The 13262-nt window shown below is 71.0% G+C and carries 12 protein-coding genes, 1 tRNA gene and 1 pseudogene; 4 read left to right on the plus strand and 10 right to left on the minus strand.

Features of this window, described 5'->3' with window-relative positions:
- Positions 1–655: phosphoenolpyruvate carboxylase (locus ACFVYN_RS05390; RefSeq protein ID WP_389992801.1), on the plus strand; the 655-nt coding region annotated here is incomplete at its 5' end.
- 69 nt (positions 656–724) lie between these two features.
- Here ACFVYN_RS05390 and ACFVYN_RS05395 read toward each other — a convergent pair.
- The 8 genes and pseudogenes from ACFVYN_RS05395 to ACFVYN_RS05430 all read right to left on the minus strand — a co-directional run bounded on the left by ACFVYN_RS05395 (position 725) and on the right by ACFVYN_RS05430 (position 7184).
- Complete coding sequence (locus ACFVYN_RS05395) at positions 725–1462, minus strand: LPXTG cell wall anchor domain-containing protein (RefSeq protein WP_389992804.1); 738 nt, start codon at positions 1460–1462, stop codon at positions 725–727.
- Between the two features lie 138 nt (positions 1463–1600).
- Positions 1601–2104 (minus strand): hypothetical protein, encoded by a 504-nt coding sequence (locus ACFVYN_RS05400; protein WP_389992806.1) that lies wholly within the window; start codon positions 2102–2104, stop codon positions 1601–1603.
- 30 nt (positions 2105–2134) lie between these two features.
- Complete coding sequence (gene pth / locus ACFVYN_RS05405; protein WP_389992809.1) at positions 2135–2737, minus strand: aminoacyl-tRNA hydrolase; 603 nt, start codon at positions 2735–2737, stop codon at positions 2135–2137.
- A gap of 102 nt (positions 2738–2839) precedes the next feature.
- Positions 2840–3424, minus strand: a complete 585-nt coding sequence (locus ACFVYN_RS05410) for a 50S ribosomal protein L25/general stress protein Ctc (protein WP_389992812.1) — start codon at positions 3422–3424, stop codon at positions 2840–2842.
- 182 nt (positions 3425–3606) lie between these two features.
- Positions 3607–4587 carry a ribose-phosphate diphosphokinase gene (locus ACFVYN_RS05415; protein WP_389992814.1) on the minus strand — a complete coding sequence of 327 codons (981 nt, stop codon included), beginning with the start codon at positions 4585–4587 and terminating at the stop codon, positions 3607–3609.
- Between the two features lie 76 nt (positions 4588–4663).
- Complete coding sequence (gene glmU / locus ACFVYN_RS05420) at positions 4664–6112, minus strand: bifunctional UDP-N-acetylglucosamine diphosphorylase/glucosamine-1-phosphate N-acetyltransferase GlmU (RefSeq protein ID WP_389992817.1); 1449 nt, start codon at positions 6110–6112, stop codon at positions 4664–4666.
- Positions 6113–6236: 124 nt separating this feature from the next.
- Positions 6237–6308, minus strand: a tRNA-Gln gene (locus ACFVYN_RS05425).
- 14 nt (positions 6309–6322) lie between these two features.
- Positions 6323–7184: pseudogene (locus ACFVYN_RS05430) on the minus strand (hypothetical protein).
- A gap of 167 nt (positions 7185–7351) precedes the next feature.
- Between ACFVYN_RS05430 and ACFVYN_RS05435 the strand changes: the two are divergent.
- Complete coding sequence (locus ACFVYN_RS05435) at positions 7352–8659, plus strand: sensor histidine kinase (protein ID WP_389992819.1); 1308 nt, start codon at positions 7352–7354, stop codon at positions 8657–8659.
- A 48-nt stretch (positions 8660–8707) separates the two neighbouring features.
- Here ACFVYN_RS05435 and ACFVYN_RS05440 read toward each other — a convergent pair whose 3' ends face one another.
- Together ACFVYN_RS05440 and ACFVYN_RS05445 are read right to left on the minus strand one after the other, a co-directional pair.
- Positions 8708–9202 carry an SUKH-3 domain-containing protein gene (locus ACFVYN_RS05440; protein WP_389992821.1) on the minus strand — a complete coding sequence of 165 codons (495 nt, stop codon included), beginning with the start codon at positions 9200–9202 and terminating at the stop codon, positions 8708–8710.
- Between the two features lie 110 nt (positions 9203–9312).
- Positions 9313–9885 carry a YwqJ-related putative deaminase gene (locus ACFVYN_RS05445; RefSeq protein WP_389992823.1) on the minus strand — a complete coding sequence of 191 codons (573 nt, stop codon included), beginning with the start codon at positions 9883–9885 and terminating at the stop codon, positions 9313–9315.
- Positions 9886–10208: 323 nt separating this feature from the next.
- Here ACFVYN_RS05445 and ACFVYN_RS05450 point away from each other — a divergent pair, with 323 nt between their 5' ends.
- Positions 10209–11204 (plus strand): SMI1/KNR4 family protein, encoded by a 996-nt coding sequence (locus ACFVYN_RS05450; protein ID WP_389992826.1) that lies wholly within the window; start codon positions 10209–10211, stop codon positions 11202–11204.
- A 9-nt stretch (positions 11205–11213) separates the two neighbouring features.
- Positions 11214–13262, plus strand: a 2049-nt coding sequence (locus ACFVYN_RS05455; RefSeq protein ID WP_389992829.1) for a hypothetical protein, incomplete at its 3' end; no start/stop codon positions are given.

The following is a 13262-nucleotide window of genomic DNA, read 5'->3' on the forward strand; positions in this document are numbered from 1 at the left end:
CGCGTACCGCAGGCTCGTCGAGGACCCGGACCTGCCGACGTACTTCCTCGCCTCGACGCCGGTGGACCAGCTCGCCGATCTGCACCTCGGCTCACGGCCCTCCCGCCGCCCCGGCTCGGGCGTCTCCCTCGACGGACTGCGCGCCATCCCGTGGGTGTTCGGCTGGACCCAGTCCCGGCAGATCGTGCCCGGCTGGTTCGGTGTCGGCTCCGGACTGAAGGCGCTGCGCGAGGCGGGCCTGGACACGGTGCTGGACGAGATGCACGAGCAGTGGCACTTCTTCCGCAACTTCATCTCCAACGTCGAGATGACGCTCGCGAAGACCGACCTGCGCATCGCCCGCCACTACGTCGAGACCCTCGTCCCCGCCGAGCTCCAGCACGTCTTCGCCGACATCGAGGCGGAGCACGAGCTGACCGTCCGCGAGGTCCTGAAGATCACGGGCGAGGACGAACTCCTCGACGCCACCCCGGTCCTCAAGCAGACCTTCGCCATCCGTGACGCCTACCTGGACCCGATCTCCTACCTCCAGGTGACGCTGCTCAAGCGTCAGCGCGACGCGGCCGCCGCCGGTGAGCCCGCCGACCCGCTGCTGGCCCGGGCCCTGCTGCTCACGGTCAACGGCGTGGCCGCGGGCCTGCGCAACACCGGCTGACCTCCGGACCTCCGGACGGAAAGAAGCGGTGCCCCCGGGGCTCGGGGGCACCGCTTCTTCGTGTGTACGTCAGGCCCGGCGCCGCCTGACCACGAGGTAACCGCCCGCCGCCGTCAGCGCGGCGGCCACGCCCGCGAGCAGGCCGACCGGAGCGCTGTTGCCGGTCTCCGCGAGGTCACCGGTGGAACCCTGCGCGGAAGCGGAAGCGGAAGCGGAAGCGGAAACGGAGGCGGACGGGGAGGCGGAGGCAGCTGCCGACGCGGAGGCCCCGGCCTCGGCGGACTCGCTGGGCTCGGTGCCGGCGCCGGCTTCTGCGCTGGGGGACGCGGACTCGTCCGGCCCCGGCGTGCCGGAGGCCGACGCGGTGGGCGTGGCCGTACCGCCGCTGCCCTCCTCCTCCGCGCAGTCCGTCCAGAACACCTTGTGCTTGGCGGCTGCGGACTTCTCGCCCTCGAAGTTCCAGAACAGCTTGTAGTGCCCGTCGGGCAGCGACAGGTCCTCCGTCCGGCCCTGTCCGTCGGAGTCCAGCGTGATCTCGCCGGACTTCACGGTGTCGCCCTTGACCTTGGCCGTCGGAGCCCAGGCCTCGATGTGCCAGTCGACCTCCTGGACGGCGTCGAAGCCGAAGGCGTCGAGGTAGAAGGTGCAGACGTGCGGCTCGTTCTTGCGGAGCTCGTCGCCGGTGCCGGCGTCGTGGATCTTCACGGTGCCGTTGTCACCAGGAGCGGTGGCGTGGGCGACCGGGGCGACCAGGAAGGCCGCCGAGGCGACGGCGGACAGGACGCCGAAGCGGGTGAGAGTGCGCATGGGGCAGCAATCCATCTTCGAGAGTGGAACGGGAAGATGTGGAGGGGGCGGCTCAGCTTCCAGCCGGGACTGACCTCTGGTCAATCACGAACAGAGAACACTCAGGTTCTCCACAGAACCGGAGAGCGGCGAAAGCCCTCAGACAGCCGCGAAAGCCGCCGTGAGCAGCGCTATCCCCGACACGGCCATGACCCACGCGAGCCGCGCCCGGCGCAGCCCGCCCGCCACGACCACCGACGCGAGCAGCAGCGCCCCGCCCATCGGCACCCAGGAATAGAGCACGCCGGCCGGTCCGGACCGTACGAGGTCATCGGTGCCGGGCTTGACCACGACCGAGTAGGTCCGCCCCTTGCGCACGGCCACGGTGTTCTCGATGACGGCCCGCGCCCGGGCCCGGGACCCGTGGGACAGCGGGGTGTACGGGCCCGTGCAGGCATCCTCGGAACACCGCGTCACCTCCACCCTGCCCTGCTCACGCCCCTTGGTGAGCATCACGTACTGGGCGCTGCCCCAGGACGCCCACACCCCGGCGACCAGGATCACCAGCGCGATGGCGCCCATCGACGCGATCCGCCCGAACCGCAGCGCGGCGGTCGAGGTCCGGCGGGCGGAGGCGGTGAGGGCAGGCATGGCCGGGATCATTGGCCATGGGATTGCCCAAGTCAATTTCGGCTAGGAGTTGTACGTGCTCTGCGCCCGCTCGAGCCCCTCGATCACCAGGGCCTCCACCGCGTCGGCCGCGCGGTCCACGAAGTAGCCGAGCTCCTTGCGCTCGCTCGACGAGAAGTCCTTCAGTACGAAGTCCGCGACCTGCATACGGCCCGGAGGGCGCCCGATCCCGAACCGGACCCGGTGGTACTCCGCCCCGAACGCCTTCGTCATCGACTTCAGCCCGTTGTGACCGTTGTCCCCGCCGCCCAGCTTCAGCCGCAGGGTGCCGTAGTCGATGTCCAGCTCGTCGTGGATCGCCACGATGTTGGCGACCGGCACCTTGTAGAAGTCCTTGAGCGCGTTCACCGGACCGCCGGACAGGTTCATGAACGACATCGGCTTCGCCAGGACCACCCGCCGGTTGGCGGGACCGGGCGGACCGATCCGCCCCTCCACGACCTGCGCCTGCGCCTTCCCGGCCCGCTTGAACCGGCCCCCGACCCGCTCGGCCAGCAGATCGGCCACCATGAAGCCCACGTTGTGCCGGTTGTTCGCGTACTCCGGCCCGGGATTGCCCAGCCCCACGATGAGCCAGGGCCCGTTGGCGTCGGTCGTCACGTCCATGTCTCCTTGATACGCGGTCTCCGTGCTGCCCGGCCTCCGTGATACGCGCCGACCGCCGCCCCCGAGGGGAGCGGCGGCCGACAGCCGGTATCGCGGACAGGATCAGGCCTCGGTGGCCTCGGACTCGCCCTCCGCCGGGGCCTCCTCGGCCTGGGCGGCCAGGATCTGGAGGACGACCGCGTCCTCGTCCGTCAGCAGCGTGGTGCCCTCGGGCAGCGGGATGTCCTTGGCGAGGATGGAGTCGCCGGCCTCCAGACCCGCGATGGAGACGGTGACCGACTCCGGGATGTGCGTGGCCTCGGCCTCGACGTTCAGCGTGCTGAGCACGTGCTCCAGCAGGTAGGCGCCCGGCGCCAGCTCGCCCTCGGTGTGGACGTAGACCTCGACGTTGACCTTCTCGCCGCGGTTCACCAGGAGCAGGTCGACGTGCTCGAGGAAGCCCTTGATGGCGTCGCGCTGCACGGCCTTCGGGATCGCCAGCTGGGTCTTGCCCTCGATGTCCAGGGTGAGCAGGACGTTCGGGGTACGCAGGGCGAGCTGGAGCTCGTGACCCGGCAGCGTGACGTGCACCGGCTCGGCACCGTGACCGTAGACCACGGCGGGAACCTTGCTGTCACGGCGGATACGGCGGGCGGCACCCTTGCCGAACTCGGTGCGGGTCTCAGCGGTGATCTTGACGTCGGCCATGGTCACTCCTCGTAGAACAGTTGGGGATGGGGTCACCCGGCCAAACATCGGCCTGCTACGAAGAGCGCGTCGATAACGGACCGCCGGCACCTGAACGAACAGGTACGGCCTCCCTCGCCGAGCAACTTCAGCAGCTTACTCGGAGGGGGAGGCCGTCACCAAAACGATCTTCTGCAGAACCCTTACTGCTCGTCGAAGAGGCTGGTCACGGACCCGTCCTCGAACACCTCACGCACCGCGCTCGCGATCGTCGGAGCGATCGACAGGACCGTCAGCTTGTCCAGGTCCGCACCCAGCTCACCCGGCGTCGGCAGGGTGTTGGTGAACACGAACTCACTCACCGGGGAGTTCTTCAGGCGGTCCGCGGCCGGACCGGACAGCACACCGTGGGTGGCCGTCACGATGACGTCCTCCGCGCCGTGCGCGAACAGCGCGTCCGCGGCGGCGCAGATGGTGCCACCCGTGTCGATCATGTCGTCGACCAGGACACACACCCGGCCCTTGACCTCACCCACGACCTCGTGGACGGTCACCTGGTTCGCCACGTCCTTGTCGCGCCGCTTGTGCACGATGGCGAGGGGCGCACCGAGCCGGTCGCACCAGCGGTCCGCCACCCGCACCCGGCCCGCGTCCGGGGACACGACCGTCAGCTTGTTCCGGTCGACCTTGCGGCCCACGTAGTCCGCCAGCAGCGGAAGCGCGAAGAGGTGATCGACCGGACCGTCGAAGAAGCCCTGGATCTGGTCCGTGTGCAGATCGACGGTGAGGAGCCGGTCCGCGCCCGCCGTCTTCATCAGGTCCGCGATCAGCCGCGCCGAGATCGGTTCACGGCCACGGTGCTTCTTGTCCTGCCGCGCGTAACCGTAGAACGGCACGATGACCGTGATGGAGCGGGCCGACGCACGCTTCAGCGCGTCGATCATGATCAGCTGCTCCATGATCCACTGGTTGATCGGAGCCGTGTGGCTCTGGATCACGAAGCAGTCCGCGCCACGCGCCGACTCCTGGTAACGGACGTAGATCTCGCCGTTCGCGAAGTCGAAGGCCTTGGTCGGGACGACCCCGACACCCAACTGCTGGGCGACCTCCTCGGCAAGCTCGGGGTGGGCGCGGCCGGAGAAGAACATCATCTTCTTCTCGCCGGTCGTCTTGATCCCGGTCACAGCTGTCTCCTCAGAGGTGTTTCAACTGGGGTGTGCAGTTATCACGGTACGACGAACTCGGCGCACCTGTTTCCGGTCAGTCCTCGCCGACGCCCTCCCGGGAAGCCGCCTCGGCGGCCTTCGCCGCCGCGCTCCCCGGACGCTTGCGGGCCACCCAGCCCTCGATATTCCGTTGCTGGCCACGGGCCACGGCCAGCGAACCGGGCGGCACATCCTTCGTGATCACCGACCCCGCGGCGGTGTACGCACCGTCCCCGACCGTGACAGGCGCCACAAACATGTTGTCCGAACCCGTACGGCAATGCGACCCGACGGTGGTGTGGTGCTTGTCCTGTCCGTCGTAGTTCACGAACACGCTCGCGGCCCCGATGTTCGTGTACTCACCGATGGTCGCGTCCCCGACGTAGGAGAGATGCGGGATCTTCGTCCCCTCGCCGAGGGAGGCGTTCTTCGTCTCGACGTACGTCCCGATCTTGCTCTTCGCGCCCAGCCGGGTGCCGGGACGGAGATAGGCGTACGGCCCGACGCTCGCGCCGGCGCCGATGTGGGCGCTGTCGGAGACCGTGGTGTCGACCCGGGCGCCGGCCTCGACGACCGTGTCCTTCAGGCGGCTGTTGGGCCCCACCTCGGCGCCCTCGCCGACGTGCGTCGAGCCGTGCAGCTGCGTGCCCGGGTGGACGACGGCGTCCTGGCCGAAGGTGACGGTGACGTCGACCCAGGTGGTGGCCGGGTCGATGACGGTGACACCGGAGAGCATGGCGCTGGTCAGCAGCCGGTCGTTGAGGATCCGCCGCGCCTCGGAGAGCTGCACACGGTTGTTGATCCCGGCGATCTCACGGTGATCGGCGGCGACACAGGCGCCGACGCGGTGCCCGGCCTCGCGCAGGATGCCGAGCACGTCCGTCAGGTACTCCTCGCCCTGGGAGTTGTCGGTCCGCACCTTGCCCAGCGCGTCCGCGAGCAACTGGCCGTCGAAGGCGAAGACTCCGGAGTTGATCTCCCGGATCGCCCGCTGCGCCTCGGAGGCGTCCTTGTGCTCGACGATCTCGGTCACGGCACCGGAGGTCCCGTCCCGCACGATCCGCCCGTACCCCGTCGCGTCCGGCACCTCGGCGCTCAGCACGGTGACGGCGTTGCCGTCCGCGGAGTGCGTGGCGGCAAGGGCGTTGAGGGTCTCGCCGGTCAGCAGCGGGGTGTCCCCGCACACGACGACGACGGTCCCCTCGACGCGGCCGCCGAGCTCCTCCAGCGCCATCCGTACGGCGTGCCCGGTGCCGTTCTGCTGCGCCTGCACGGCCGTGCGGACGTCGGCGTCGGTGTCGGCGAGGTGGGCGGTGACCTTCTCCCGGGCGTGCCCCACGACCACGACGAGGTTCTCGGGGTCCAACTCGCGGGCGGCGGCGAGTACATGACCCACGAGGGACCGTCCGCACAGCTCATGCAGGACCTTGGGTGTGGCCGACTTCATACGGGTGCCCTCACCCGCTGCGAGAACGACGACGGCTGCCGGGCGAATGGCGCTCACGGGATGCCCTTCGGCTGTGGAGGGGGTGGGGTGACATCCGCAGGATACCGGGGCGTTTCTTGGGGGACATGGGAGTGGGCCCTGACAGTGCTGTCAGGGCCCGAACAGTGCGAACGAGGTGCGGCTCCCCCGCCAGGACTCGAACCTGAAATACATCATCCAAAGTGACGTGTGTTGCCGATTACACCACGGGGGATTATGGGACGCAGCCTACGCGGTTCGCCGCCCGGCCTCCACCACCATGCCAGACCACCAGCCTTCGATGCGACGGTACAAGTCGGCCCCCTTCAGAACTCTGATGACCAGGCAGCCTCGGTAGGAGTCCCCCACGTTCTTCCGGATCGTCCTCGGGTTGTGCGTCTTGAGGGTCGTCTTGTAAAACGCGGAGCCGTCGGCGCCGACGATATCGGCCCAGTACTGTTCGGCTGCAGTCACGTCCGCGGTCTCATGGATCATGACGGTGTACCGCAGGCGCTCTCGGTCGACCCCCAGAAGGTCCAGCCAGGCCCGGAAGACCTTGATCATGCCTGGGTCGCTGTTGACGAAGATGACGTTTTCGCGGCGGTCGTAGGGCTTGTCCTTGCTTCCCTCCGCCCAGTACAAGCCGACCCCCAAGAGGAACAGCTCTCGGTCGGACAACTCGCCGATTTCCGTGGCAGCCGATGCCTTGGTTCGCTGCCGTCCCTCGTCCCGCACCGCCAGCTCGTGCTCCCACCGCTTCCGAGCCGCCAACCTCGCCTGTTCCGTTGGGGCCCGTCGCTCCGGCTTCGGCAGATCCCGTACCCATAGCGAGATCGAACTCTTCGAGCATCCCAGCTCCACCTGGATCTGGTCGTACGTCCAGCCCTCAAGCCGCAACTCTCTTGCCCGGCCCCTCAAGTCGTCCTTCGCGTTCGGGCGCTTCGTCCATTCCGAAAGGCGGCTCGCCCTCCAGGAGCCGGTTGAGGATGTCGTTGTTGTCGACGTGCAGTCGGTCGCGGATCTGGCGTCGGCTGAGTCCTGCCTGCCGCAACGCGACCGCCTGCTCCCGCAACCCCTCGAAGTCCGCGTACTTGCCCTGTGGATGTGCCATACGCATACCGTCCGGCTGGAATCCGATCTTCCGGCCTCGAACGGCGTGCGATTCAGCAGTTCGAGGGATATCGGGCGGTTTCGTGGTCGATCGGTCACTCAAGGTGGTGTAGGCCAGTCGTCGAAATGCGCCGGAAAACCTGCGGGCGCCGAACGTAGGCTGGAGGCATGACCACGACGGGGGAAGACACCACTGCGGCCCGGACGGGGCCATGGTGGTGGGCACGGTGGCGTAGTGCGGTGCTGGACGTGGGCCTGGCGTCCGCGTCCGCGGTGGAGTGTGCGTTCGAGGGGATCCGGTTCGCCGGGGACGCGGGGATCCCGATGGCCGCGGGGATCGTGTTCGGGGTGCTGGCGGGGTCGGTGCTGGTCGTCCGGCGCAAGTGGCCGATCGCCGTCGTGCTCGTCTCCATCGCCATCACACCCGCCCAGATGGGCTACCTCATGGGCATCGTCGGCCTGTACACGCTCGCCGCGTCCGAGCTGCCGCGCCGGATCATTGGCTCGCTGGCGGGGATGTCCCTGGTCGGGATGCTGATCGTGATGTTCGTGCGGGTGCGGCAGGACATGGCGCACGGCGAGCTGGACCTGGGCGACTGGTTCGTCCCCTTCGCCTCGATCACGACCGCGATCGGGATGACCGCGCCGCCGCTGCTGCTCGGACTGTACGTGGGGGCCCGGCGCCGGCTCATGGAGAGCCTGCGGGAGCGGGCCGACGACCTGGAGCGGGAGCTTCAGCTGCTCGCCGAGCGGGCCGAGGAGCGGGCGGAATGGGCGCGGGGCGAGGAGCGGACCCGTATCGCCCGCGAGATGCACGACGTCGTCGCGCACCGGGTGAGCCTGATGGTGGTGCACGCGGCCGCGCTCCAGGCGGTGGCCCGCAAGGACCCCGAGAAGGCCGTGAAGAACGCCGCGCTGGTGGGGGACATGGGGCGGCAGGCGCTCACCGAGCTGCGGCAGATGCTCGGGGTGCTGCGCAGCGGGGACGGGTTCGGGCGCCAGGAGCGGGCGTCGGTGCCGCTCGTCGCGGTGGGCGTGGCGGCGGCCGCGGCGGCCTCCCGGGTCGTGGACGAGGCCGACGGGCCCTGTCTGGACGATCTGGAGACGCTGATCGGGCAGTCGGCCGCGGCGGGGATGGCCGTGGATCTGTCCGTGGAGGGAGACGTGCGGTCGTACGCCGCGCAGATCGAGCAGACGGCGTTCCGGGTGGTGCAGGAGGCGTTGACCAACGTCCACAAGCACGCGGCGGGTGCGAAGACGCATGTACGGCTGGCGCACCGGGTGTCGGAGATCGCGATGCAGGTGGAGAACGAACCGCCGCCGGAGGTGCCGTCGCTCGCGTCGGCCCGGTTGCCGTCGGGGGGCAACGGCCTGGTGGGGATGAAGGAGCGGGTCTCCGCGCTGGGCGGGGTGTTCGTGTCGGGGCCCACGGAGGCCGGGGGTTTCCGGGTGTCGGCGGTGATTCCGGCGGCGTAGGCGCCTCGCGTCGGCCTGTGCCCCCCGCGTCGGCCCGTGTCCTTCGCGTCAGCCCGCGACGAGACGGGCCGGTTCTATGCCGGTGACGAGGCCGGCCAGGGCCTGGTCGATGTCGGGGCCGAGGTACCAGTCGCCGGTGTGGTCGAGGGCGTAGACGCGGCCCTCGGTGTCGATGGCGAGGAGTGCCTGGGTGTCGGTCTCGGCGCCGAGGGGGCAGACCTCGGTGTCGAGGGCGCGGCCGAGGTCGGCGAGGGTGCGGGCCATGTGGAGGCCGTGCAGGGGGTCGAGGTGGAGGTGGGCGGGGGCGACCTGGCGGCCGGGGCCGGTCGGGGTCAGGTGCAGTCCGCCGAACTCGGCCCAGGCCTCGACGGCGGCCGGGAACACGGCGTGCCGGTGTCCGGCCGGTGAGGTGTGCTCGCGCAGGGCGTCGGCCCAGATCTCGGCCTGCTTTATGTCCCAGCGTCCGGGCTGCCAGCCGGCGGCGCGCAGAGCGGCGTCGACGGGGACGGGGAAGCGGGTGGTACCGGTGCGGTCGGGGTGCATCTGCCCTTCGCGTTCGTCGAGGTCATGGGTGGACGCCGGGTGCGTGAGGCGTCGTCGTGCGGGTCGTACGGGTGGTAAGGGTCGTGCGGGTGTCGTGCCGGTGGGGGGTGTCAGCCGCCGTTCGCCGTCGGGTCGACGATGCGTACGCCGAAGTGGGCGCTCAGGGCGGTGCAGGCGCGGCAGGGGGCGGCGAAGCTGCCGTGCAGCGGATCGCCGTCCTCGCGGATGCGGCGGGCGGTGAGTTTGGCCTGCTTGAGGGCGCGGCGGGCCTCGCCGTTGGTCATCGGCTTGCGGGCGGCGCGCTTGCTGCGGGCGGCGTCCGCGGCGGCGATGTGCCGGGATATGAGCATGGTCTCGGCGCAGCGGCCGGTGAAGCGGTCGCGCCGGTCGCTGCCGAGGGTGTCGAGGAAGTCCTGGACGAGCGGGTGCAGCGGCGGGGCCTGGTCGCCGCGGGCGGCGGTGGAGGTGAGGGTGGCCCCGCGCACGGAGAGGGCGGCGGCGACGGTGGGCAGTATGCCGTCGCGGCGGTGGCGGAGGACGGGCGCCTGGGGTCTTTCGGCGCTGCTCCAGCCGATGCGGGGATCGCCGTAGGCACCGGCGTGCGGGCTGCCGTTGGTGCCGGTCGTCGTGGCCGTGTGCGGTCCTGTGTCCGGTCCCGTCTGCGTCGTGTTCATGATCGTCATCCCCTCCCGAGCATCCCCCCGGAGGTCACAGACTGCCAAATGGCGTGGCTCGCGGGGAAGCTGGGGCGTGCGACACGCCCGGGTTCGGGCGGGCTGTCACGGTGGGGTGACGGCTGGTCACGGAAGCGGAGGGGCCCTGGCCGGTGCCCGGTGACCGGTGTCGCCGTACCGCATAGGCTGTCGGCACCGCGATCCAAGTGGTCGCCGCGATGCGCGCGGTTGACGCGTGGAGACGGACGTGACAGTCGATACGGCGCGTGGCGGCCCGCTTTGCCCAGGGGGTCGCCGCGGGTCGTACCAGAGCGCCGCAGGGGGCTTTCGCCATGACGACAGGTCGGCTCGGGCAACAAGCCGCGCCGCCGAACGCGGCCTATGCCGGGCAGGTCGTGCACTTTCCGGATCCGGTCCGGGCCGCGCGTCATCCCAGAGGGGTGCGGGTGGACGAGCGTGGCTATCCCGACTTCTCGCCCTACGCGCGTGCCGCCGCGGAGATCGCCGAGCCGCCGGAGGGCTTCGGCGTCGACGAGTTGCGGCTGACGGACTACGTCTCGGCGAACGCGGCGCTCGCGGCGACCGGTCACGAGCTGTGGGACACGGTGCCGGCGGTGGCGACGCCGCACGGCTGGACATGGCATCACGTGGTGGGTTCGCGGCGGCTGGAGCTGGTCCCGGTCGAGGTGAAGGCGCTGCTGCGGCATCACGGCGGCATCGCGACGACACGTGTCGACCAGAACAAGCGGGGGACGCGGCCGTTGCAGGAGACGCGGCCGGCGCACTTCGGTCTGCCGAAGTCGGCTGTCGCCGTGACGGAGTCGCAGGTGCAGGGGGTGGAGGAGGATCTCGGCTACCGGCTGCCGGGCGCGTACCGCTCCTTTCTGAAGGCGGCGGGCGGATCGGCCCCGGTGGGCGCCGCCCTGGACGCGGAGTTGGGACTCCTCGTCGACCAGCCGTTCTTCACTGTCCGCGACGAGGCGGCGGTCAACGACCTCGTGTACGTCAACAAGTGCCTGCGCGACCACCTGACGAAGGACTACCTCGGTGTCGGTTTCGTCCAGGGCGGTCTGCTGGCCGTGAAGGTGAAGGGCGAAGGGATCGGATCGGTCTGGTTCTGCGCCTACGACGACGCGCGCGACGTCGACCCTTCGATGCCGCCGGCCGAGCGCGTGGAACGGCTGCTGCTGCCCTGCGGCGCGGACTTCGACGTGTTCCTGTCCCGACTGGCCGGTAATCCACCGGAGTTGGAGACGGTGGCGAACCTGATGGTGGACGGCGGGTTCGCCCGTTCCGTTCCCGTGTCTTCTTCCGTGTCGGGGGAGTGAGCTTCAGCGATGGTGACGTTCGCGCAGGCGCAGGAGCGCGCGGAAGAGTGGATCAACGGGGACGTGCCGTCGTACCAGCATCGTGAGGTGCGGGTACGGGAGTTCGGCCTCGGGTTCGTGGTGTGGGCCGAGGACCGTGCGGAGGGGCCCCGTTCGGACGGGGGCGCGCAGCGGCTGGTGATCGCCCGGGACAGCGGGGACGCCACGCTGTGGCCCTCGCTGCCGGTGGGCGAGGTGATCCGCCGCTACGAGGAGGAGTACGGGCGGGAGGCCGGGGACGGGGCCGGGGGCGCGGGGGCCGCGCCCGCGGCGTCCCGGGTCGATCTGAATCAGACGTCGTTCCTTTTGTCGCCGCCGGAGTGGTTGCAGGACGCGGCGGACAAGTTGGGGATCGGCGGGCCCGGGGCCGGTCCGGGTGCCGCGCCGGGGGTGCCTGCCGGGGCGAGGCCGTGGACCGGGACCGACACCAACGGCGGTGAGGACCTGTCGGTGGCGCTGCCGGAGACGGTGTTCTCTGCGCCGGTGAGCGGTGGTGCCGAGGAAGAGGCTTCGGCGGCGTTGGAGGGGGCGGAGATCTCTGAGGTCTCGGAGGACTCGGAGGACTCGGAGGGCTTGGAGGTCCAGGAGGACTCGGGGGTCTCGGAGGGCTTGGACTCCAGGACCGCGCGGATTTCGGGTGGGCGGCCGTCGTCCGGGGTGCGGGAGGAGGAGGGGGCGCGGGGGGTTACGCCGCCGGCGCCTTCGTACGGCTATCCGCAGGATCAGGATGCTTCGCGTGCGGCTGCTCCTTCGTCTCCGCCGGGGGCGTCTTCGTACGGGTATCCGCAGGCGACCGGTGGGGGTGCTGGGGCGCCTCAGTCGCCGGGTGTGCCTGGTGCTCCCGGTGCTCCCGGTGCTCCCGGTGCTCCGGGGCCCGCGCCGAGCGCCGGGGACATCGCCGATGTCGCCACCAGCAAGTTGGCGCCTCCCTCGCGGGGGGCGCAGGGCGGGGGACCGACCCCGCCGCCTCCGCCGGGCCCGCCTGGGGTGCCCGGGGTGCCCGGCGCACAGTCGGGGGACTCGACCACGCCGCCTCCGCCGCCCGCTCCTGGTGCGCCGGCGGGCGGGTATGTGCCCACCCAGTTCGTGTCGGCGCCGGGTGTCGAGGGGCCTTCGGGATCGGGAGCGCCTCAGCCTCCGGGCCCGCCGTCGGCCTCCGGTGCTTCTGCTCCGCCTCCGCCGGGTGCCTCGGGATTCCCTGATGCGCCAGGGGCGCCGGGTTCGGCCGGTGCACCTCATCCTTCTGGCGGCGAGGGTGCGTCACAGTTCCCGAGTGCGCCGGGTGGGTCCGGCGCTCCGGGTCCGGCGGGCGGGTACGGGTTCCCGGGCGTTCCGCAGCCGTGGGATGGTCCAGGCGCGCCTCAGTCTCCTGGCCCTCACGGAGCAGCACAGTTCCCGAGCGCCCCGGGTGCGGCGGGCGGGTCCGGTGCTCCGGGGTTCCCGGCCACCCCGGGTGAGCCCGGCGGTCCCCAGGCACCCGGTGTCCAGGGCGCACCCCGAGCTCCCGGTGCCCCGGGTATGCCCGGCACCCCCGGCGCGCCACAGCCTCCCGGCGCACCCGGGATTCCACGGAACGCGCCCGGAGTCGTGCATCACGCGGAAACCGTGCTGTCCTCACCTCCGGTGGGCGTTCCCGGCATGCCCCCGCCGCCACAGGCCCCAGGCTCTCCCGGCGCCCGAAGTGTCGTTGGTGCCCCAGGCGCTCCGAACTCTCCCGGTGCCCCCGGTGCCCCCGGTGCCCCCGGTGCCCCCGGAACTCCTGGCGCCCCCGGAATCCCCGGCGCCGCTCCGGGTGCTCCGCAGCCGATGCCGCCCGGCACGATGCCACCCGGCACGATGCCGCCCCCGCCTCCGGGTGCCGTCCCGTCCCCGGGCCCGGTGCCTCCGTCGGGCCAGTCCGCACCGGGACAGCCGGCGTCCGGTCAGCCGATGCCGGGGCACCCCGCACCGGGACATGCGGTACCCGGCCGGCCGGCACAGGGGCACCCCGTACCCGGGCAGCCCGCACCGGGCCACCCC

The organism is Streptomyces sp. NPDC058307 (genome assembly GCF_042880295.1).
GTDB lineage: Bacteria > Actinomycetota > Actinomycetes > Streptomycetales > Streptomycetaceae > Streptomyces.